Raw genomic sequence first — 22,500 nt, 5'->3', positions numbered from 1 at the left:
GATAGAGATGCTAATGCAAGTAAGAATATTCTAAAGCAAGGATTAAAAGAACTAAAAATAGAGGTGGCGTAATCCTGTAATAAATACGGTAGGAACTATCGGAATCAAGCCTGTGGAGATAGTAGATTGCGAGGTCGAAGAAGCAGGAAGCCCCATCCCCTTGTGGATGGGGTAAGTTCACTATTAATATTTAAGGAGATTGCTCATGAATAAAAAAATCATTGTCATAGGTTCACCGGGTAGTGGAAAAAGCTATTTTTCAAAAAAATTAGCTAAGCTACTAAACATTCCAGTATATCATATGGACAATATCTATTGGAGGGAGGACAAGACCCATATTTCCAGAGAGGAATTGGTACATTCTATTGATGATATTATGAATAAAGAACAGTGGATTATCGATGGAAATTATTTTTCCACTATGGAGCAACGCCTTAAGGGCGCTGAAACTATTGTCTATTTGGATTTTGATACAGAACAGTGCGTTGAAGGAATAAAGAGCAGAATACGCATAAAACGCGACGATATGCCATGGATTGAAGAGGAGGTTGATGAAGAGTTTCTTGATTTTGTTACTGGATTTAGAGAAAAAATTGGACCACAGATTACTAATCTTCTAGAGCAGTATAAGGATAAGGAGATAATTCGTTTTTCATCTCGTGAAGAAGAGGAAAGACTTTTAAGTGAGTATTTTTAATAATTAGTAAATAAATAGATTACCATGCGTATAAATGTTATAATGTAAATCAATAGAGGGGACATGCTACTTTAGAAAAAACAAACACATTATAGTGAAATTGGGGGGTTGAAAATTGAAATTATCATCTTTTTTATACTTTGCCAGGTTTGGCATAAAGACGTTTTTATTTAAGAAGAAAGATCCTATTCTAGGCACAGTGATTTTGACGGATAAATGCAACTTGAGCTGTAAGCACTGTTCAGTGAATAATATAACTGCCGTAATTCATCCCTATGAGCAAATTAAATCTGAAATGAAGCAACTTTACAATATGGGTGTGAGAATTTTGTTCTTCTGTGGTGGAGAAACATTTATGTGGCAGTATGGTGGAAAGACCTTAAGGGATCTAGTGATAGAAGCTAAAAAAATGGGATTTTTCATTGTGAATACTGTTACTAATGGTACATTTCCGCTGGATTTACCAGAAGCTGATTTGATTCTTCTAAGCCTTGACGGGAATAGAGAAAAGCATAACGAAATTCGAGGGGATACCTACGATAAAATTATGGAAAACATAGAAAATGCCACAAGCAATAACATCTGTTTTTATATGGCTATTAATCAAATAAATAAGGATACTATTGAAGATGTGTGTGAAGTGGCAAAGAAGACGAAGAATGTACGTGCAGTGTCTTTTAACTTTCATACGCCATACCCTAATACCAAGAGTCTTGCATTGTCAAGGGAGGAAAAACAACAGTGCTGTAATGTTATTTCTGAAATGATGGACAATGGTGTCCCTGTGTTTAATTTGAAAAGTGCTTTTCCATATCTCATAGATAATAAATTTCCTACACCTTGTCATCAATGTGTTGTCATAGAGAATGGAAAAATTAGCACTTGTGGACGTTGTATAGATATACCAGGACTTTGTGAACAATGTGGATATTTTTTTGTGGCGGAATACACTCTTTTGTTTGCTGGCAATGTAAAAATAGTAGGGGAAATGCTTAAAACATATCTAAAATATATTTAAACATATATAGGGGGGATCATATGGGGTGTATAACTACTCTTACAAGAATGTGGCTTACTAGGTCATTTAAACCTTTTCAATTTAAGGATGAATACGATAATCAACTGCCTTTTAAGGACTGTGAAAAGCTTGGGCTTTATGTTCATATTCCATTCTGCAAACAAATATGCCAGTTTTGTCCGTACTGCAAAGAGCTTTATTCAAAAGAGAAGTGTGATAAATACGTGGACTATCTTATAAGAGAGATACATAAAGTTGGTTCTCAAAACATGGAGAAAAAGCAGGTGACAAGCCTTTATTTTGGTGGTGGTACTCCAGCACTTGTCTCCCATAGAATGTGTGAAATTATTGAAGCTATTGAGGATCATTTTGTAATAAATGAAGGCATAGGTGTAGAATTGCATCCACAAAATGTAGATGAGGAAACTTTAGTGTATTTGAAAAATGCTGGGGTTACTAAGATTAGTATAGGAATACAATCTTTTAGTTCTAAATTTCTATGTGTTTTAGGTAGAAATAATTTTGATATTAATAAAATATCAGAGACGTTAAAAAAGGTGGAATTTGATACGGTTTCCATGGATTTTATATTTGCCCTTCCAAAGCAAAATATAGATGACTTGAAAGATGACATTGATACTGCCTTTTTAAGTGGTGCCAATCACATTGCCATTTATCCTTTCATTGATTTTACATTTAATAAAAGTACTTTTAAACCCATGGGGAAAAAGGAAAAAAGAAAATTGCTTGATGATATAACAATATATTGTGAGTCCAAAGGTTATATTAGAGATTCCATTTGGACTTTTTCAAAGGATAAAAATGCAAAATACTCTTCTATGACTCGGGATAACTTTTTAGGCTTTGGCTGTTCTGCCACTACGCTTTTAAATGATCAGTTTAAAGTTAATACTTTTTCTATAGAAGAATATGAAAAAAGAATAGATGGAGATGAGCTTCCAACTTCTCTTACAATACGATTTACGAAAAGACAAAGAATGATATACTATCTATTTTGGACGGCATATAGCACTAAAGTAGATTCTAAGGATTTTCAAACATTCTTTGGTGTACCATTAAAGAAGATGTATGGTTTTGAATTTTGGCTGGCAAAAACTTTAGGATTTTTCACAGAAGAAGATGGTACATTTTATATGACACTTAAAGGTGCATTTTATTATCATTATTATGAGAATTACTATACTCTTTCATATATTGATAAGATGTGGGGGATCCTGCGAAAAGAAGCTTTCCCAGAGAAAATTGAATTTTAATTTAAAAATGTGGAGCTTGATTACTGTAGTGTGTATGATTTAAATGCAAATGGAAAGTGGAATATGCATGGACATAGGAAATAAATAGTTTATATAAGTAGCTTGTTGGCATTGACTATGTTAAATGGTATAGTATATTGTAATAAACTACTGAGTAAACTAATGACTAAATATAGGAGGTCACCATGGTGGATTTTAATTTTGTTAATATATGCATACTTGTTATTACATTTTTTGTATTTTCCGTCCTTGGATGGCTTATGGAAGTAATGTTGAAGTATATTCAATTCCACAGATTCATTAATAGAGGCTTCTTCATTGGACCATACTGCCCTATATATGGCTGTGGAGTTGTAGTTATATCCGTGGTTGTTGGAGGTATTTTTGGAAAACATGGGACTTATGGCGATATTTTTTTAGCTGGAGTTGTAATTTGTGGCGCGCTAGAGTACTTTGTTAGCTGGTACATGGAGAAAGCCTTCCATGCGAGATGGTGGGATTACAGCGGAAAACCAATGAATTTAAATGGTCGAATATGGATTGGCAATCTTGTGTTGTTTGGACTAGCCTCCGTGATAATTGTTAAGTGGGTTGACCCCATAATGATGGAAATTGTAAGTGGTTGGCCAACGGTATTCATTAAAATTATGACTATGGTAATTATAGTTATTTTTATACTGGATTATGTGGCTTCCCATGTTTTAATGAACATGGTGAAAATGGAGATAGACAAGAGTGACGAAGACAACACAGAAGAAATTAGTAAAAAAATACATGATTTGCTTAAGCAAAGAACTAAGTTAACTCGCCGTATACATGAGGCTTATCCTAATTTACAAGCGAGACCATTATGGCTTACAAACCAGCTAAAGAAAAGTCAAGCTGAGTTTAGGCGAATAAAGAAGGCCACAGAAGAGGAAATTAAGAAAGCACTTAAATCTAATGATAAAGATAGAGAAAAACGTGTGGCTGCAGCAAAGCTAAGACAAAAGGAAGCAAAGTTGAAACTTGAGAAAATAAGGAGACGCTTTATATATAGGAAAGATGATATTTAGCGGTTCCAGGAATTAAATATATGAAAAGTGTCCAGAGGTGGAAGAAGCAAAAGAATATTTTAAGTAAATAATTTCTTGACAAATACCCCCATAAGGTATATTATCTAATTAAGATAATACCCTATGGGGGTATTGTGACGCGTGGAGGAAAGTAAATGAAAAATAAGAACGAAGTAAAAGATGAAAAGTGTTGTTGTGTGAGGCATAAAGCGATTCCTAGAAGTGAAAAGACACAGAAACAACTACAGACTAGATTAAACAGGATGATTGGTCAGATGAACGGTATAAAAAAGATGCTTGATGAAAATCGTTATTGTGGTGATATTTTAACACAAATCGCAGCGGTGGAAAGTGCACTGCAGAGCCTTGGGTATATAGTTTTGCAGGAGCATATGGAAACTTGTGTTGTGGAAGAAATACAAAAAGGAAACACACAGATTTTGGACGAAGCAATAGGATTAATGAAGAAGTTAAAGTAGAAAGTTAAAACCAATAAAAATTTAAAAAAAAAGTATGGGGAGAAGAAAAGGATGAAAATTGAGAAATTTAGTATTAGCGGTATGACTTGCGCGTCTTGCCAAGCCAACATTACACGAAATATTGAAAAACTGAGGGGGGTAGAAAAGGTCAGCGTAAATCTTTTAGCAAATCAAATGAGTGTAGAATATGATGAGGATTTGATTGAAAGTGAAGATATTGAAAAAGCTGTTACTAATATAGGGTATGGGGCGTGCTCTATGGAAAACAACACTTCAGAAGAACATGGGTTCCGAGGTGAGTGGAACAAGAGAAAGATACAAGCTGAAGAGGAACAAAGTTATATGAAGAAACGTTTGTTGTATTCTGTAGTATTGCTTATTCCCCTTATGTATATTGCTATGGGACACATGGTTTCCTTGTCAGTACCTAAAATCCTCTCTGGTGTGGAAAATGATCTGTTTTATGCTGTAGTTCAGATGTTCATATCAGCAGCGGTTTTGATTATAAATTGGCATTTTTATTCCTCTGGATTTAAGGCTATTACAAAAGGTGTACCCAATATGGATACATTAGTTGCCATAGGTTCAGGCGCATCTATGTTATATGGTGTTTTTGCAGTGGGACGTATGTTTTACGGTGTAAATACTGGAGATATAGCTTTAGTCCATCATTATTCGCACATCCTTTATTTTGAATCTAGTGCTATGATTTTAACTCTGGTAACACTGGGAAAATACTTGGAGGCTCGTTCGAAGTCAAAGACCTCAGATGCACTGGGAAAGCTTATGGATCTGGCACCTAAAACTACTACGGTTGTAAGGGATGGGCAGGAAGAAATTATTCCTTCTGAGCAAGTTGTGGCAGGTGATATTGTCATCATAAAACCGGGTGAAAGTATACCCGTAGATGGTATAGTTATTGAAGGTATGGGATACGTAGATCAGTCTGCAATTACAGGTGAGAGTATACCTATAGAGAAAAATGTGGGAGATGAAATCATCTCCGCCACTATAAATAAAAATGGTTCTTTTCGTTTTAAAGCTTCAAAGGTGGGAGATGACACCACACTAGCGCAAATTATACGTCTCGTGGACGAAGCAGGAAACTCAAAGGCTCCTATTGCAAGACTTGCCGATAAGGTCAGTGGCATTTTTGTACCTGTAGTTCTTATTATCGCATTAATTACAGGCATTGGATGGGTTGTGGCGGGATATGGTTTTGAGTTTGCACTGAATTGTGCTGTATCCGTTCTTGTGATTTCTTGTCCATGTGCATTGGGTCTGGCAACCCCTGTGGCTATCATGGTTGGTACAGGGAAAGCCGCTGAATATGGAATCCTTGTAAAATCAGCAGAAAGCCTTGAAAAGCTTCAATCCATAGACACCGTTGTACTAGATAAGACAGGTACCATTACTTCAGGTCATCCATCTGTTACGGATATTATAGTAGTAAAAGAAGGCATGTCTCAGGAGGAATTCCTTTCACAGGCCGCTAGCTTAGAGGCTGGAAGTGCTCATCCACTGGCAGAGGCTGTCATAGAAAAAGCCAAGGCTGAAAATATTATTATAGAAGCTGTAGAGAAATTCCAAATTATTGATGGAAGAGGTGTAAAAGCTGAAGTTAATGGTGAAAAATGCTTTGCCGGTAACGCAAAACTTATGTATGATGAAGGGATTATGGACAAAGAAAGCTCTGTTGCAGGCGAGGTAGAAAAACTATCTGCTCAGGGAAAAACACCATTGATTTTTGCTAGTCATGGTGCAGTTACAGGAATAATCGCAGTGGCTGATACTATTCGTGAAACTAGTAGAGAGGCTCTCTCTGTATTGAAGGCTATGGGTATGCACATAATTATGTTAACTGGAGACAATCATTTAACTGCGGAAGCCATAAGAAAAGAGCTGGATATAGAAGAGGCCATTTCTGATGTGCTTCCAGCTGATAAAGAAGCTTGCATACGTTCTCTCCAAGAAAAAGGTTATAAAGTAGCCATGGTAGGCGATGGTATAAATGATGCTCCAGCCCTTATGAGAGCAGATATAGGTATAGCCATAGGTGCAGGCACAGATGTTGCCATAGATTCGGCGGATGTGGTATTGATGAAGGACTCCCTTATGGATGTAGCAACAGCGGTGAAGCTTAGCAAGTCTGTGGTAAAGAACATAAGAATGAATCTTTTCTGGGCTTTCTTCTACAATATTCTGGGCATTCCAGTGGCAGCAGGTATTTTGTATCCGGCCTTTGGACTTTTACTTAGTCCTATGATTGGATCGGCTGCCATGAGCCTTAGTTCCATATGTGTAGTTACAAATGCCTTAAGATTGAGATTCTTTAAGGCTGAGAGTAAGGTAGATACCTTACAATTGGAAAAAGAGAATGCAAGTGATAAAAGGGAAAGCAATAATGAAAATAAAGAGTTAAAAGACAATAAGGAAGACAAAGATAACATGGTAATTTATGATGCCGAAAGTATATCTGAATTAAATGAAAGTGAGGATGTTGTGATGAAAAAAGTACTTGTAGTTGATGGAATGATGTGTGCGCATTGCCAAAGTCACGTTGAGAAAGCATTAAGTGCTGTAGATGGAGTAAGTGAGGTTGTGGTAAACCTTGAAAGCAAGGAAGCTATTGTTCAGCTTACAAGGGACGTGTCAGGCAATGATCTTAAAAATGCAGTAACAGAAGCAGGATATACTGTGTTGAGCTGTGAAGAAGTATAGAAATTAATATTGAAATAGAACTAAGATAAAAAAGATGCTTGGGGCGTTTTCCTAAGCATCTTTTTTGTGAAAGTTATCATAGTTGCAACCATCAGTTGCTATAATGCAAAGTCTCATATGCTTGTCAGCAACTTTCAAAAATGATACATTATTAATAAATAACTAATGTGGGGGAATAATATTATGGAACAAGAATATGATTGTGGTTTTACAAGGGAAAATCATTGGTTTAGGTATAGGGCAGCAGCTATTATTATAGAAAATGGCTGCGTTTTATTTGCGAAGAATGATATGAATGACTATTATTATACTGTAGGCGGAGGAGTGCATATAGGTGAAAGCTCCGAAGAGGCTGTGAAGCGAGAAGTCTTTGAAGAGACGGGCATTAATTATGAAGTTGATAGACTAGCTTTTATCAATGAAGCTTTTTTTGAGGATCAGGGCACTCTATGTCATGCTTTGGAATTTTATTATTTAATGAAACCAAGAGGAACACAGGAACTTCACAGTGATAGTTATTCTCAAGGCGTTAAGGAAAATATGCATTGGTTGCCTATAGAAAAACTTTCGGAATATAAAGCTTTTCCTGAGTTTTTTAGAAATAAACTATTTAATATACCAGAGAATATACAACACATAATTTCAGACGAAATAATTAATAAAAAATAATTTCTTCTTCTGTAACAAAAAGCAGTTTTAAAACATTAATAAGTAGAAACAACAATGAAAGGAGAGGGCGATATGCAAGAAATGGACAAGGTATACCGTGAATATTCTAACACTGTGTATGGTTTTCTTCTTTCATTGACTCATGATAACTTAATATCAGAGTAGCTCACCCAAGAGACTTTTTACCAAGCTATAAAGTGTATAGAAAAGTTTGATGGAAGTTGTAAAATTTCAACGTGGCTGTGTGCTATTGCAAAGAATCAGTGGAAAGCATACATAAGGAAACATAAAGTAGAAGATGAAATGGATGGGATAGAAGTAACATCTCCATCGGCAGAAAGTGAAGGCATATCAAATCTAAGTAGAATAGAGATTATAAAACAGCTACATGAAATTAAGGAACCAATGAGGGAAATCATGTACCTTCGCATGTTTGGAAATCTGTCTTTCAAGGAAATTGGAGATATCTTGGGCAAAACAGAAAATTGGGCCAGAGTTAATTACTATCGTGGCAAAGAGAAACTGCTTAAGGAGATGAAAAATAATGAGTGATGAAATCAAGTGCCAAATTGTAAGAGATTTATTGCCCTTATATGTGGATGGACTTACTAGTGATGTTACTAAGGAAGCTGTAGAAAATCATATAATTCATTGTGAACAATGTAAAGAAAGCTTAGAATTCATGATGGCAAATGAAAATGAAAATAAATATGAAGCAAAGGAAGTGGATTATCTAAAGAAGATAAAAAAGAGGAATTCACGTAAGATGTTCATAGGCATTTTTAGTGCTGTGATTTTAATTACATGTATTTTTGTATGGCGAGTGTTCATACATGGATTCATTGCAAATGCATCTGGTATAGATTATAAGGTTCTTATAAATGGGAAAAATCTTGTGTTAAATGGCAGTCTTTTAAATAGTGGAGAGGGATATTCTCATATTAAAATGACTAAAAACCAAGGTGTTATTAACTTAAAGGTATATACAGCACCCATAAATATTTTTAGGAAAAGTGGTGATTTTAAAGAAACCTTTGAATTAAGTGAGGATATAAAAACAGTTTATCTAGGAGACGTTATTATATATGATAATGGAGAGATAATACCAAAGAGGGTTGCGGAAGTCTTCAATGCTAAGACTCCTTATATTGGAGATATCTCAAAGGCTTTAGGGGTTACTCAAGCACTGGGCGTCAATAGATCTTTAGGGAATTTTACTAGCGAACTTCAAACTTTTGAAGAACCATACAAATGGCAGTTAAATTTCACCGAAAATACCTTTGAAGATATGAAACAATTGGAAAATGAAATTTTTGCATATTCCTGTATAATGCTTGCCACCATTGATAATTTAGGTGAGGTATCTTGGAATTGCAATATAGCAGGCGAGTATAAGATTTCTACTGTGACTGCTGAGTTTGCCTCTAATTTTGCTGGGAAGGACATAAAGAAATGCGCTACTAGTGCAAATGAGCTAAAAAAACTTATGGTAAAATTAGGCCTGTATAGATAATTAAAAATTAACTTTAAGGGAGAACAATATGAATATTTATCTTGTAAGACATGGGAAAGATGATGAAACCGTTCGAGGTGGGTGGAGTAAGGCGTCATTAACTGAAGAGGGCGTCATGCAAGTTAAAAAACTAGCTGAATATATAAGTTCACATAATAAAGAATTGAATATTAAAAAAATATATTCTAGTGATTTAGAACGTGCAAGTGAGACAGCAGGATTTATAGCGGCTGCATTAAATTTATCTGTAGAAAAAGCTCCACAGTTTAGGGAAAATAACAACGGGGAACTAGCTGGTATAAAGAATGATATTGCCAAAGACAAATATCCTGGATTATATTGGAACACCCTTTTATGGGAACAATGTTATCCAGGGGGTGAAAGTCCAAAGTTATTTTTTCATAGGATAAGCAATGCATGGACAGAATTTACCGCTAAAAGTATAAAAGATAATGAAAATGTCATGCTTGTAACTCACGGCGGTGTACTGGAAATAATATTTTCTATTATCAATAACATACCTTATTCCAATAAAGAGAAAATATATTCATTCCATAATGCTTGTCTTATAAAACTAGAATATAATGAAGGTAAATGGAGCAGTGAGGAAATATATTAACTTTCATGCGATGTCATAAGGTGCCATTGTAAATAAAAGTATAACTAAATTTAATTATGAAGATTGATTGAAAAGGCTTCAGCCATTGTCATATGGTTGAGCCTTTTAATTATATAGCCTAATAGACAAGGTTATTGAATTAACAAGTCAGCTATACTACAATATTACTTGATAGCTAGAAAACACATTGATAATAAAGGGGATGATGTACATGTTTTATCATGCTTCACAGGTGAGGGGGATAGAAAACCTTGTGCCTCATATATCGAATCATGGCAAGTCCTTGGTGTACCTTTCAACAAAAAAAGAAAAAAAGAAATCTACAAAGGTTGGGTAAAATATCTACAAGGTAATTATATAGAATATGAGGAGATGAATGCTTATGGCAGAAAAGCTTACCCATGAATTTAAACCAGTTTATAATAGGGAATCGAGAATATTAATTTTGGGCACATTTCCATCGGTGAAATCAAGACAGTGTAACTTTTATTATGGTCATCCACAAAATAGATTTTGGAAAGTGTTAGCTACAATTTTTGGGGAAGGTGTACCGAAAACTGTGGAGGATAAAAAAGACTTTCTTTTAAAAAATAAGGTGGCCATATGGGACGTCATACAAAGTTGCACCATAGAGGGTTCCTCTGATAGTTCCATTAGGGATGTGGTTCCCAGTGATATTACAGAAATCCTTAAAAATGCAGATATAAAATGTATATATGGCAATGGTGCGAAAGCCTGTGAGCTTTACAAAAAGTATATTTTCCCTACAACAAATAGAGAAATAGTAAAGTTGCCTTCAACGAGTCCAGCTAATGCAGTTTGCAATATGGAAAAGTTGGTGAAGCAGTGGAGCGCGATAAAACTATAGGTATAATACAAATGAAAGGGGATTTATGTAAATGCATGAAAAAATGGCAAAGTCTATTTTATCGCCCCAAAATGGCATGAATATTTACAGAGGATGTACTCATGGCTGCATATACTGCGATGCCAGAAGCACGTGTTACCAGATGCAACATAAGTTTGAAGATATTGAAGTGAAAATTAATGCTCCTGAACTTTTAGAGCAGGCTCTTAGAAGTAAGAGAAAAAAGTGCATTATAGGCACTGGAGCCATGAGTGATCCTTATGTTCATGCAGAAAGAGAATTAAAACTTACAAGAAGATGTCTAGAAATCATAGAATATTACGGGTTCGGACTTAGCATACAAACTAAATCTGATATGATTTTAAGAGATCTTGACCTTCTTAAGAAAATAAATAAGAAAGCAAAATGTACTGTGCAGATGACTATGACCACTTGTGATGAAAAACTTTGTGGCATCATAGAGCCTAATGTTTGTACAACCAAGAGGCGAGCAGAAGTATTGAACATCATGGGTGATGAGGGAATCCCTACTATATGTTGGATGACTCCAACACTGCCTTTTATTAATGATACCGAAGAAAATATCTTAGGTATTCTTGATTATTGCATAAAAGCTAAGGTGTATGGACTATTGTTTTTTGACATTGGAGTTACTTTGAGAGATGGAGACCGACAATTTTTCTACAGTAAACTAGATAAGCATTTCCCAGGGCTGAAGGAAAAGTATATAAGAACATACGGTAACAACTACATTGTTCCATCACCAAAAAATAAAGAATTATCCCAGCTAGTGAAAGAGCAGTGCACAAATCATGGTATAATTTACGATGTAAACGAACTCTTTCAATATATGAGAACTTATGAGGAAAAAGAAGTTGCGCACCAACTTAGCATTTTTGAGTTGTAGTATCATAGGACAAATGAATGTGCTAGAGTGGCTGTTACAATACTAAAGATAAAGGAATATATTATTAATGGCAAAATATACAGAAAAAGAAAAGAGATATTACATGTTTCACAAACCTATGGGATGCGTTACTGCTAGAATTGATAAAGATCATAAAACAGTGTTTGATTATTTCAATGAAGAGGATGCAAAGGGACTTTTTCATGTGGGGCGTTTAGATAAGGACACAGAGGGGCTTTTGTTCATCACCAATGATGGAGAATTTGAACACAAACTAATGTATCCGGAAAATCATGTTTGCAAAACATACTTTTTTTGGGCCATAGGATCATTGGAGACAGAAGATATAAAAAAATTGGAGTGCGGTGTGAGTATTGTAAATGGTACTAAAACCACAAAACCTGCTAGGGTAGAAATACTGCACCATGATTCTTATGAGGCGTTGAAGGATAGTATTGATGATCAATGTGGAAGAAATCTTAATTATAATAATCAATATGTTACAGCTGGGTATCTTACAATTTCAGAAGGGTGCAAGCATCAAGTGAAACGAATGCTAAAAGCTGTTGGCTGCTATGTGGTTTACCTTAAGAGAATATCCATTGGTAGTGTGAAATTAGATGAAAGATTGAGAAAGGGAGCTTACAGGCCTTTGTCCCAAGATGAGGTAAGTAGGTTGATAGATGGAGAATAATACCTATTGACAAGTTTATTAAAAAAGTATAAAATGAACATTGTTCAGATAGAATATATAAGTTAACTTAGGTAAGTGTGGTGGAGAAAGTTATGAATAAAACTGATATATCCAATGAAAAGATTATAGAGGTGTCCATAGATATGTTAAAGGGAAGCGAAGTACCGGATCTTAATATGAGACATGTGGCAAAAAAATGTAATATATCTGTGGGAACTATTTATAATTATTTTCCCACCAAATCAGAGCTTATGATAGCTGTAATTCAAGAGGTTTGGAGCAGAGTTTTTCATGGTGATATGTTAAAACCAGAAGTAAATGAGCCTTTTACGCAATACATTTCAAGTATGTATAAGCGTGCTTTTGTATCTCAAAAAGAGTATCGAAATTTCTTCGTAATGCATAGAAATATCATGGATTCTCATTCAAAAAATCACGGACGAATTGTCATGGAAAAGTATATAGGCCATATAAAGCAAGCTTTGACTGAAAAATTGCGCAGTGATGAAAATATTAGCAAAGAAATATGGACAAAGGAATTTAGCCACGAAAAATTAGTTGATTTTATCTTTGAAAATATGGTTTCTATGTTGTCAAAAGGCCAAGATAACTGCGAGTTTTTAATAATGGTATTAAATAAAATATTATATACAAAATAATTCCGCTGGGTAGCGGATTATTATTTAAAGCAAAATGAACAATGTTCATAAACAAAAAAGGAGAGATAATTATGCAAGCTATTATGGAAACATTATTTGATGTAGTGTATTTGCTAACTGTTATAACAGTTGGTATAAAAATGATTAAAGGTAGTAAGGGCAATAAACAATACCTGTTATTTGGAGTCATGGCTGTGACTTTGGGAGCAGGGGATGCCTTTCATTTAGTGCCTAGGGCCGTGGCATTGTGCACTACAGGTCTTGAAAATTACACTGTAGCTTTGGGTATTGGAAAACTGATAACTTCTATAACCATGACAGTTTTTTATGTTATTTTATATTATGTATGGCGTTTAAGATACAAAATCAAGGGTAAAAACTATCTTACAATAAGCATGTATATTTTAGCGGCTATAAGAGTTATATTGTGTCTTTTCCCACAAAATATGTGGACAAGTATTGATGCACCCCTTTCATGGGGAATTTATAGAAACATTCCTTTTGCTATTATGGGGCTCATAGTCATAGTTTTATTTTTTGGTGAAGCTAGAAAAAACAATGATAAAGAGTACAGTTTAATGTGGTTAACTATAGTGTTGAGTTTTGGATTCTATATTCCAGTGGTACTTTGGGCAGACACTATGCCACTAATAGGTATGCTTATGATTCCGAAGACTTGTGCATATGTATGGACCATATTAATCGGATATTTCGATATGAAGAAAAATCATGACAAATTAATTTAGTTGTGATACACTTGTGCTGATGAGTAAAATAGACAAGATTCAAGAAAGGGTGAATATAGTATGCAATTATTTACTGGATTATTGATTCCGTTTTTAGGTACTGTTTTAGGATCAGCCATGGTATTTTTTATGAAGGATAAGATGAATAAGCAGTTAGAGAAAATACTTCTCGGTTTTGCAGCGGGGGTAATGATAGCGGCATCGGTTTGGTCTTTGCTTATACCGTCTATAGAGATGGCACAGGAACAAGGTAAAATTGGCTGGATTCCAGCTTCGGTGGGCTTTTTACTTGGTGTGGCTTTTTTGCTTATACTTGATACAATAATTCCTCACTTGCATATGGATAGTGAAAAACCCGAGGGGATAAAAGCAAATCTAAAGAAAAAGACTATGCTTGTACTAGCGGTTACACTTCACAATATACCTGAAGGTATGGCTGTAGGAGTTACTTTTGCAGGAGCTTTAATGGGAAATATGGGTATAACCATGACAGGTGCCTTTGCACTTGCTATAGGGATAGCAATTCAAAACTTTCCTGAAGGCGCTATTATATCTATGCCTCTAAAAAGTGAGGGTATGACTAGATTAAAAGCTTTTTCTTACGGAGCCATGTCTGGTATAGTCGAACCCATAGGTGCTATTATAACTATACTTTTAACTAATTTGGTGGTGCCAATTCTGCCTTACTTCCTATCATTTGCGGCGGGTGCCATGATATACGTTGTGGTAGAAGAATTAATTCCTGAAGCACAGGTGGGTGAACATTCAAATTTAGGTACAATTGGTGTTGCCATTGGTTTTGTTATTATGATGGTGTTGGATGTAGCATTAGGATAATTAAAAATCGTCTTTTAGACGATTTTTTTTCTTGATTTTTTTATTGTAATGATGTATGCTTTAATTGTGGTTAGTTATCACTAACTCAATAGAAATGAATATAATAAATAATAATATAAATTAAGAAGAAATTAATGCGTTAGAATAGTTATATAGAACTAACTGTAAGAGAGGAAATAAGCATGAGCAATGAAGTGTTACAAGTAGTAAAAAATGTAGATATGAAAAGCTTAGAAATTCAGATGGCTCTTCAATGTGCACCATTACTTTCGGGACTTAAAATGTCTAATTTGCTGAAAATTAGTAAGGATAGAGCCAGGGGTATTGAAAGTGTATTGGCCCAAACTTGTATTTGCTATTTTAAACTTTACGAATCTAGAGAAAAAGTATTTTTTCTTTTATACAAGGAAAGGCAACTCCAGGAATATATTTCCGGGGGAAAGGTTGTAAAGCTTTTAAGGACCATGGGGTATGAAGATTTTAAGCTTAAAAGTGTTTTAAATGTATTTAGAAATAGGTATAGGATTTATATGAATAATGAGGGCGATTTCCCCCATGAGATGGGTATTTTGTTTGGGTATCCTGTGGAAGATGTAACTGGTTTTATTGATAATAAGGGAAAAAATTTTTTGCATTGTGGATATTGGAAAGTTTATGACAATGTTGAAGAAAAAATAGAATTGTTTCAAAGGTTTCAACGAGCTGAGGATAGTGTAGTGAAACTTATGGTATATGGTTTAAAAATCAATCAAATTACGGAATTATTTAAATATAATAATAAACTGCTAAATTTAGCAGTATAGGAGGAGAGAGAAATGGAAAAAATCAATGTGGTATACTGGTCACAGTCAGGAAACACAGAAGAGATGGCTGAGGCCATAGTAAGAGGAATCACAGAAGCCGGGGGAGAAGGTGAAGCCATCCAGGTAAGCAATGCTTCTCTAGAGCAACTTAAAAGCTCAAAGGTATTTGCCTTGGGTTGTCCTGCTATGGGTGCAGAGGTATTAGAAGAGTGTGAGATGGAGCCATTTGTAAGTCAGGTAGAAGGTTTTGCTAAAGAAAAAAACATAGCATTGTTCGGATCCTATGGCTGGGGTGATGGAGAATGGATGCGCAACTGGGTACAGCGTATGAATGATGTTGGGGCAAATGTAGTGAACCCAGAAGGCTTGATTTGCAATGAAGCTCCAGATAATGAGGCCATTAAGCAGTGTGAAGATCTAGGAAAACAGTTAGTTGAAATATTAAAATCTTAGTAAAAAATTATTTTACAATATAAACTTAGAGTATTGACATTAATAAAAAATGGTGATATTATTAATTAAAATTTAAATATGGTGAATTAAAAGCAAAGAAGAGAAATAGTATCAGTGTGAAACTTTACAGAGACTTTTCGGTTGGTGAAAGAAAAGAGGGGAAGCAGTGTGAACACATCTCAGAGCTGCAAAGGCGAAAATTACAGTAGTCTTTGACGGAATCCTTGTACCCGTTACAGTACTAGAGTATGATTGTACTCGAAGAGGTTATTTTCGGGAGAAGATAATGAATTAAGGTGGAACCACGAAGTTATAAGCTTTCGTCCTTTTATAGGATGAGGGCTTTTTTTTCGTCTATTTTTACATGATTTTTTTTAGAGGAGGGAAAAGTTAATGAGTAAGTTTAGCATACCAGATGGAACTAGAGATTTATGTTTAAGTCAGTGCAGTATAAAAAAGCAATTGCAAAATAACATTGAGAAGGTTATGGAGCTTTGGGGTTATAGGGAAATTGTAACACCTACTGTAGAGTATTATGACACCTACAACCATGGCTTTGGCAATTTAGAAGATGAAAAAATGGTGAGATTTTTCGATAGAGCCGGCAAAATAGTGACTTTGAGAATGGATATGACAGTACCTATTGCCAGAGTGGTAGCTACAAAATTTAAGGATGAAAGAGCCCCTTTAAGATTTAGGTACTGTGCCAATGTGTTTAGAATAGAGAATTATTTATCTGGCATGAAAAATGAGTTGACGGATTGTGGGGTAGAGCTTGTAGGACTTAATAGTGAACAGGGAGATCTTGAAATCATATGTTGTGCCATGGAAGTATTGAAGGAGATAAAGGCAAAGGTTTATACTTTGGAAATTGGAAATACAGAGTTTTTAAAGGAAGCTTTTAAAAGTATGGGACTTCATGTGGAGAAACAGCAGGATTTAGCTTTGCTGATACACAATAAAAAAATAGATGAGTTAAAGACATATGTGGACGGGTTAAATTTAAATAAGGAGTACTCGGAATTCTTGAAATATATGCCGTTGCTTTGTGGTGGTGTAGAGGTACTAAAAATTGCAAAGCAGTATTGCTTTGATTGTAAGCTTCTCCGTGTGGTGGAACAGTTACAACAGTTGTGGGATGATTTGAAGGAACTTGGATATGGAGAGAACATAAGCTTTGATTTAGGAAAGATACCTGGACTTAATTATTATACGGGGATAATTTTCGAGGCCTTTGTGGAAAATGTGGGAAAAGCAGTGCTTAGCGGTGGTAGATACGATGACCTCATTGGAAGATTTGGTGTTAATTTACCTGCAGTAGGTTTTTCTGTGAAGTTAGATTATGCCATGGAAATTGTGAAAGCACAGGATAAAACAAAGCTTATACTGCTAAAGTATCCTTTGAGTAAGAAAGTGGAGGCAATGAAGCTGGCAGGAAAACTTAGAAAATATAATGTAGTTCGGTTAGTACCATGGAGTGATGGGGAAATCACTGTAAAGGAGGTGGAGGAATAATGGGATTATCAATAGCGCTAACCAAGGGTAGACTGGAGACGGAGATAGTCAGACTATTAGGTTATAGGGGCTATGGCGTTGAAGTTTTAAAGAACAAGGGGCGTCAACTGGTTTTTCAAGATTCGGTGAAGGATATAAAATACTTTCTTGTGAAATCTAATGATTGCTTGACTTATGTTCAACATGGTGTGGCGGATATAGGGATTGTTGGGAAGGATACTATACTAGAAGTTGGAGGCGACTACTATGAGGTCATGGATCTTGGCATTGGAAAGTGCAAGTTTATAGTGGCTGGAATACAGGGTAAAGAGTTGTCAAAAGTTCATGGAAGAATTAAGATTGGGACAAAATATCCTGCAGTGGCTAGAGAGTATTTTACTAAAAAATCTATGGATGTGGAAATTATTAAGATTGATGGATCCGTGGAGCTTGCTCCTATATTGGGATTATGTCATGGTATTGTGGACATCATGGAGACTGGAAGCACATTGAAGGAAAATGGACTTGTGGTTTTTGATACGGTTTGCCATATAAGTGCAAGAGTTATAGTAAATAGGGCTAGTTTTAAACTGAAAAACCGTGAAGTAATGGAATTCATAGGGCATTTAAAGCAGAATGAAGATTAATAACACTTTAAAGTGCCAGTGTTTTAAATTGGGAGGGTGAAAATAGTGAGATTAAGTGAAATAAATATAGAAGATAAAAAAGTGTTGAAAAAATACCTGGATAGTAGAAGAGAAGATATAAATTCAGATATATTAAAAAATGTGGTTGATATTTTGCAAGAAGTTAAGTTAAGGGGCGATGCGGCATTAAGGCAATACACTGCAAAATTCGATGGTGTAGAGCTTGGAAGTTTTGAAATAAGTAAGACAGAACTAGAACAATGTTTTAATAAAGTAGATCCGTTTTTTGTGGAAAGCATGAAACAGGCAAAGGAAAATATAGAGTTTTATCATAAAGCACAGATACAAAATGGGTATACGTTATACAAAGAATATGGTGTATATCTTGGACAAAGGGTAATACCTTTGGACAGTGTAGGTGTATACGTGCCTGGGGGAAGAGCTCAGTATCCTTCAAGTGTTCTCATGAATGTAATTCCAGCAAAATTAGCTGGTGTAAAGAACATTGTCATGATAACTCCGCCAAGCAAAGGTGGTGGTATAGATCCATACATTGGGGTGGCAGCTTGTATGGCAGGTGTGGACAAAATATACACTTTGGGCGGGGCACAGGGCATAGCTGCTCTTGCGTATGGCACAGAGACCATAGAAAAAGTAGATAAAATCATAGGTCCTGGAAATATATATGTGGCAGCGGCAAAAAAATTAGTATATGGCACTGTGGACATTGATATGATAGCAGGTCCTAGCGAAATTCTAGTCATTGCCGATGAAGGGGCTGATCCATCCTACGTGGCAGCGGATCTTTTATCCCAGGCAGAACACGACACCATGGCAAGTAGTATATTGCTTACTACTAGCAAGGAAGTTGCAGAAAAAACAAACTATGAACTGGAAAAACAGCTTTCACTTCTTCCAAAGAAAGATATAGCGGAAGATTCAGTAAAGAACTTTGGAAAGTTTGTGCTATGTAAATCTATTGAACAATGCGTGGAGTTGTCTAATGAGATTGCACCAGAACATTTGGAACTTATGATAAAAAATCCTATGGAGTATTTAGCTAGTGTCCGTCATGCCGGCAGTGTATTTTTAGGATACTATACTTGCGAGAGTATTGGAGATTACTTTGGAGGTACCAATCACGTATTGCCTACAGGTGGTACAGCGAGATTTTGCTCTGCTTTGTCTGTGGACAGCTTTATTAAGAAATCTAGCTATCTTTATTACAGCAGAGAAGCTGTTGAAAAGTATGGTGACAATATAATGGAAATTGCTATGAAGGAAAATCTACAAGGTCATGCCAATGCGGTCAAGGTAAGGCTAGGAAAATAACTTAACGGGAAATGGAGTGATAATATGGTAAATGAAAAAGTTGTGGATGTATATAAGTGTGCAGAAAATACGGGGATTTTACTAAATGCCAATGAACTTTATGAAAACGTAAATAATAATCTTATGTCGCAAATTAAAGAGGCCATGGGTGATGTGATGTTCAATAGGTATCCAGATACTAGCTGTAAAACTTTGAGAGACGAATATGCAAAGCTGCAAGGCATAGACAGTCATGAGGTATTAGCTGGCAATGGCAGCGATGAACTTATCGGTTTACTTATAGGCATTGCACTAGGCAATGGAAAAAAGCTGTTTACTCTTGTACCGGATTTCTCCATGTATAATTATTATGCTTCTATGAATGAAGCTCAGGTTGTGGGATTAAAAACTAAGGAGGATGGAAGTTTTCAAATTGAGGATTTCATAAGTGAAGCGAAGAAAGAAAATCCTGACATGATAATGTTTTCGAATCCCAATAATCCCACGGGAAGTTATGTGGAAAGTGAAGATATAATAAAGATCTTAGAGGCTTTTCCAAAGATACCGGTAATAATTGATGAAGCCTATGGTGAATTTGCAGGGGAAAGTATGATACCGTATATCAATATATATGAAAATTTATATGTGACGAGAACACTGTCAAAAGCTTATGGATTAGCTGCAGCCAGGGTTGGATTTTTGGTGAGCAATAGTAAAAATATTAGTTTTGTTAAGGAAAAGCAAGTACCTTTTACAGTAAATAGTATGTCCCAAGCTATAGGAACCATAGTAATTAAAAATGCGGACAAGTTTATTCCTGTAATAGAAAACATAAGGAAATGGAGAGATACCCTATATAACAAGTGTAAAAGTGGCAAGGACTATAATATATATCCATCTAGGGCTAACTTTTTAATGGTGAGAAGTAAGAAAAAAATTGAGATATTACAGGCATTTAAACAACATAATATTGCCGTAAGAAATTTTAAAGATGATACATTCCGTATAACCATAGGAAATGAAGAGGAAAACTTAAAAGTAAAGGGAATATTAGAAAGATTTTAAAAAGATTTTAAAGGCAGGGGAGGAATAAACATGGAATGCAATCAGTATGGTAGAATAGCTAAAATACAGAGAGATACTAAGGAGACAAAAATAAATTGTGCATTGAATATAGATGGCCATGGTGCAAGTGATGTAGATACAGGTGTGGGTTTTTTTGACCATATGCTGCAGCTTCTAGCTTTTCACTCGGGTATGAATCTGGAGATAGAAGCTATAGGTGATTTAGGTGTATGCGATCATCACACCATTGAGGATGTGGGAATTACTTTAGGAAAGTGTTTTAATATGGCTCTTGGAGATAAAAAAGGGATAAATAGATATGGATTTATGAGTTTACCCATGGACGAATCTTTGGCCCAAGTAACTTTAGATATTAGTGGCAGAAGTTTTCTTGTATACAATTGTGAATTAAAGAGAGAAAAGGTAGGGGAGATGTCCTGTGAAATGGTGGAGGAATTCTTGAGGGCTTTTGCATTCAATGCAGGCATTACTCTTCATGTACAGGTTCCCTATGGAACTAATGATCATCACAAAATTGAGGCTATATTTAAAGGATTGGGAAGGGCATTAAATATGGCTACAAAAATCATAGGCAATGAATTGCCAAGTAGCAAGGGGGTTTTGTAATGATAGTTATCATAGATTATGGCATGGGAAATCTTAAGAGTGTAGAAAATGCTTTAAAAAAGATAAATTGTCCTTGCAAAATATCTAGTAAAAGAGAAGATATAATTTCGGCTCAAGGATTGATACTGCCTGGGGTTGGTGCATTTTATGATTGTATGAAAAATTTAGAATATAGCGGACTTGTACCTGTAATAAAGGAACAAGTGAAAGGTGGAAAACCATTACTGGGCATATGTCTTGGTATGCAAGTACTATTTGAACGGGGTTTTGAAACGGAACCTTGTAATGGATTAGGTCTTTTCAAAGGAAACATAATAAAGATGGAAGATAGTACCGTAAAAATTCCACATATAGGTTGGAATATGTTGGTTGGAAATGATCAATGCAAGTATACATCAGATGTTTTTAATAGATTGTCCAAGAAACCTTTTGTATATTACGTTCACTCTTTTTATGTATCAGATTATTGTGAAGAGGAGCTTGTAGCATATTCCCATTATGGAATCATGAAGGTGCCTGGTATGTTTAGAAAAGATAACCTTATGGGTTGTCAGTTTCATCCTGAAAAGAGCGGAGAAGATGGATTAGCTATTTTAAAATATTATGTGGAGGAAGTGGTCAAATGCAAATAATACCAGCTATAGATATAATAAACGGGAAACCTGTGAGGCTTTATCAAGGTGATTATTCTAAAATGGAGCAAGTGGGAGAAAGTATTCTGGATATAGCAAAAAGATTTGAGAAGGAAGGGACAGAGTATCTTCATCTTGTAGATCTTGATGCCGCCAAATGTGGAGTGCCCTGTAATGAAGAGATTATTATTAAGGTGGCTCAAAGCATTGATATACCTGTGGAAGTCGGCGGAGGAATAAGAAATATGGAGCAGATCAAACATTACCTGAATAATGGCGTAAATAGGGTTATTCTTGGGACTGCTGCCATAGAAGATGAAGAATTATTAAGAGAAGCAGTGAGGGAATATGGCGATTCAGTGGCTGTGGGTATAGATTGCAAAGATGGATATGCCTATGGTAGGGGATGGCTTGCCTCTTCGGATAAGGAGTATATAACTTTTGCACAAAAACTGCAGTCCATGGGAGTGAGAACCATTATTTTCACCGATATTTCCAAGGATGGCACGCTCCAGGGTCCCAACTTAGCTATGTTAAAGAAACTTAGGGAAAGTGTAGACATGTATATCATAGCTTCTGGGGGAATTAGGGATATAGAGAACATTGAAGAACTTAGAAAAATGGGAGTAGATGCGGCTATAACTGGAAAAGCCATGTACGCAGGTACGTTGAATCTGGCAGATGCCATTAAAATTGGAAGAGAGGTGTAGAA

General features: G+C 35.5%; 25 protein-coding genes, 1 pseudogene and 1 other annotated feature. All 26 genes and pseudogenes read left to right on the top strand.

Annotation, left to right across the window (positions count from 1 at the left end; translation table 11 throughout):
- Positions 1-205 precede the first annotated feature (205 nt).
- The 26 genes and pseudogenes from BUA73_RS11300 to hisA all read left to right on the top strand — a co-directional run bounded on the left by BUA73_RS11300 (position 206) and on the right by hisA (position 22,498).
- Entirely contained in the window at positions 206-697 is a 492-nt protein-coding gene (locus tag BUA73_RS11300; protein WP_072904231.1) for a P-loop NTPase family protein, read from the top strand.
- Between the two features lie 115 nt (positions 698-812).
- On the top strand, positions 813-1,715 hold the full coding sequence (locus tag BUA73_RS11295; protein ID WP_072904230.1) for a radical SAM protein: 903 nt from the start codon (positions 813-815) through the stop codon (positions 1,713-1,715).
- Positions 1,716-1,735: 20 nt separating this feature from the next.
- On the top strand, positions 1,736-2,989 hold the full coding sequence (locus BUA73_RS11290; RefSeq protein WP_072904229.1) for a coproporphyrinogen-III oxidase family protein: 1,254 nt from the start codon (positions 1,736-1,738) through the stop codon (positions 2,987-2,989).
- A 185-nt stretch (positions 2,990-3,174) separates the two neighbouring features.
- Entirely contained in the window at positions 3,175-4,044 is an 870-nt protein-coding gene (locus tag BUA73_RS11285; RefSeq protein WP_072904228.1) for a putative ABC transporter permease, read from the top strand.
- A gap of 155 nt (positions 4,045-4,199) precedes the next feature.
- Positions 4,200-4,523: a metal-sensing transcriptional repressor gene (locus BUA73_RS11280; RefSeq protein ID WP_072904227.1), complete on the top strand. Its 324-nt coding sequence runs from the start codon at positions 4,200-4,202 to the stop codon at positions 4,521-4,523.
- Positions 4,524-4,574: 51 nt separating this feature from the next.
- The gene (locus BUA73_RS11275; protein ID WP_072904226.1) at positions 4,575-7,244 is read left to right on the top strand and encodes a heavy metal translocating P-type ATPase; all 2,670 of its coding nucleotides are present in this window, start codon (positions 4,575-4,577) and stop codon (positions 7,242-7,244) included.
- 183 nt (positions 7,245-7,427) lie between these two features.
- Complete coding sequence (locus tag BUA73_RS11270) at positions 7,428-7,913, top strand: NUDIX hydrolase (RefSeq protein ID WP_072904225.1); 486 nt, start codon at positions 7,428-7,430, stop codon at positions 7,911-7,913.
- 177 nt (positions 7,914-8,090) lie between these two features.
- Positions 8,091-8,465: pseudogene (locus BUA73_RS11265) on the top strand (RNA polymerase sigma factor); the annotation flags it as partial.
- Positions 8,458-9,426 carry a DUF4825 domain-containing protein gene (locus tag BUA73_RS11260; protein ID WP_072904224.1) on the top strand — a complete coding sequence of 323 codons (969 nt, stop codon included), beginning with the start codon at positions 8,458-8,460 and terminating at the stop codon, positions 9,424-9,426. The pseudogene BUA73_RS11265 and the gene BUA73_RS11260, both read left to right, overlap by 8 nt.
- Before the next feature lie 28 nt (positions 9,427-9,454).
- Complete coding sequence (locus BUA73_RS11255) at positions 9,455-10,045, top strand: histidine phosphatase family protein (protein WP_072904223.1); 591 nt, start codon at positions 9,455-9,457, stop codon at positions 10,043-10,045.
- 211 nt (positions 10,046-10,256) lie between these two features.
- Positions 10,257-10,382, top strand: a complete 126-nt coding sequence (locus BUA73_RS14525; protein WP_278319415.1) for a hypothetical protein — start codon at positions 10,257-10,259, stop codon at positions 10,380-10,382.
- A 45-nt stretch (positions 10,383-10,427) separates the two neighbouring features.
- Positions 10,428-10,913, top strand: a complete 486-nt coding sequence (locus tag BUA73_RS11245) for a DNA-deoxyinosine glycosylase (RefSeq protein WP_072904221.1) — start codon at positions 10,428-10,430, stop codon at positions 10,911-10,913.
- A gap of 31 nt (positions 10,914-10,944) precedes the next feature.
- On the top strand, positions 10,945-11,820 hold the full coding sequence (locus BUA73_RS11240; protein ID WP_072904220.1) for an SPL family radical SAM protein: 876 nt from the start codon (positions 10,945-10,947) through the stop codon (positions 11,818-11,820).
- Positions 11,821-11,887: 67 nt separating this feature from the next.
- Positions 11,888-12,514 carry a pseudouridine synthase gene (locus BUA73_RS11235; RefSeq protein ID WP_072904219.1) on the top strand — a complete coding sequence of 209 codons (627 nt, stop codon included), beginning with the start codon at positions 11,888-11,890 and terminating at the stop codon, positions 12,512-12,514.
- 92 nt (positions 12,515-12,606) lie between these two features.
- Entirely contained in the window at positions 12,607-13,173 is a 567-nt protein-coding gene (locus tag BUA73_RS11230) for a TetR/AcrR family transcriptional regulator (protein WP_072904218.1), read from the top strand.
- 71 nt (positions 13,174-13,244) lie between these two features.
- Positions 13,245-13,919 carry a hypothetical protein gene (locus BUA73_RS11225; protein ID WP_072904217.1) on the top strand — a complete coding sequence of 225 codons (675 nt, stop codon included), beginning with the start codon at positions 13,245-13,247 and terminating at the stop codon, positions 13,917-13,919.
- Between the two features lie 60 nt (positions 13,920-13,979).
- On the top strand, positions 13,980-14,756 hold the full coding sequence (locus BUA73_RS11220; RefSeq protein WP_072904216.1) for a ZIP family metal transporter: 777 nt from the start codon (positions 13,980-13,982) through the stop codon (positions 14,754-14,756).
- 182 nt (positions 14,757-14,938) lie between these two features.
- Positions 14,939-15,559 (top strand): DUF3793 family protein, encoded by a 621-nt coding sequence (locus BUA73_RS11215; RefSeq protein WP_072904215.1) that lies wholly within the window; start codon positions 14,939-14,941, stop codon positions 15,557-15,559.
- 12 nt (positions 15,560-15,571) lie between these two features.
- Positions 15,572-16,012 carry a flavodoxin gene (locus BUA73_RS11210; RefSeq protein ID WP_072904214.1) on the top strand — a complete coding sequence of 147 codons (441 nt, stop codon included), beginning with the start codon at positions 15,572-15,574 and terminating at the stop codon, positions 16,010-16,012.
- 86 nt (positions 16,013-16,098) lie between these two features.
- Positions 16,099-16,343, top strand: a binding site (T-box leader).
- 62 nt (positions 16,344-16,405) lie between these two features.
- The gene (hisZ, locus tag BUA73_RS11205) at positions 16,406-17,527 is read left to right on the top strand and encodes an ATP phosphoribosyltransferase regulatory subunit (protein WP_072904213.1); all 1,122 of its coding nucleotides are present in this window, start codon (positions 16,406-16,408) and stop codon (positions 17,525-17,527) included.
- The gene (gene hisG / locus BUA73_RS11200) at positions 17,527-18,153 is read left to right on the top strand and encodes an ATP phosphoribosyltransferase (protein ID WP_072904212.1); all 627 of its coding nucleotides are present in this window, start codon (positions 17,527-17,529) and stop codon (positions 18,151-18,153) included. The genes hisZ and hisG overlap by 1 nt, the downstream gene beginning before the upstream one ends.
- Positions 18,154-18,195: 42 nt before the next feature.
- Complete coding sequence (gene hisD / locus BUA73_RS11195; RefSeq protein ID WP_072904234.1) at positions 18,196-19,485, top strand: histidinol dehydrogenase; 1,290 nt, start codon at positions 18,196-18,198, stop codon at positions 19,483-19,485.
- A 24-nt stretch (positions 19,486-19,509) separates the two neighbouring features.
- A complete protein-coding gene (locus tag BUA73_RS11190; RefSeq protein ID WP_072904211.1) occupies positions 19,510-20,529 on the top strand; it encodes a pyridoxal phosphate-dependent aminotransferase in 1,020 nt (339 codons plus the stop codon).
- 30 nt (positions 20,530-20,559) lie between these two features.
- Positions 20,560-21,156, top strand: coding sequence for an imidazoleglycerol-phosphate dehydratase HisB (gene hisB, locus BUA73_RS11185; RefSeq protein WP_072904210.1), 597 nt, complete (start codon positions 20,560-20,562; stop codon positions 21,154-21,156).
- Entirely contained in the window at positions 21,156-21,788 is a 633-nt protein-coding gene (gene hisH, locus BUA73_RS11180; protein ID WP_072904209.1) for an imidazole glycerol phosphate synthase subunit HisH, read from the top strand. Before hisB ends, hisH begins: the two co-directional genes overlap by 1 nt.
- A complete protein-coding gene (gene hisA, locus BUA73_RS11175) occupies positions 21,779-22,498 on the top strand; it encodes a 1-(5-phosphoribosyl)-5-[(5-phosphoribosylamino)methylideneamino]imidazole-4-carboxamide isomerase (RefSeq protein ID WP_072904208.1) in 720 nt (239 codons plus the stop codon). The genes hisH and hisA overlap by 10 nt, the downstream gene beginning before the upstream one ends.
- Positions 22,499-22,500: the final 2 nt, after the last annotated feature.

Origin of the sequence: Hathewaya proteolytica DSM 3090 (assembly GCF_900142225.1) — a bacterium.
GTDB classification, from domain to species: Bacteria; Bacillota; Clostridia; order Clostridiales; family Clostridiaceae; genus Hathewaya; species Hathewaya proteolytica.
The sequence above is the reverse complement of the archived record's forward strand: the minus strand, read 5'-3'. Positions and strand labels throughout refer to the sequence as shown.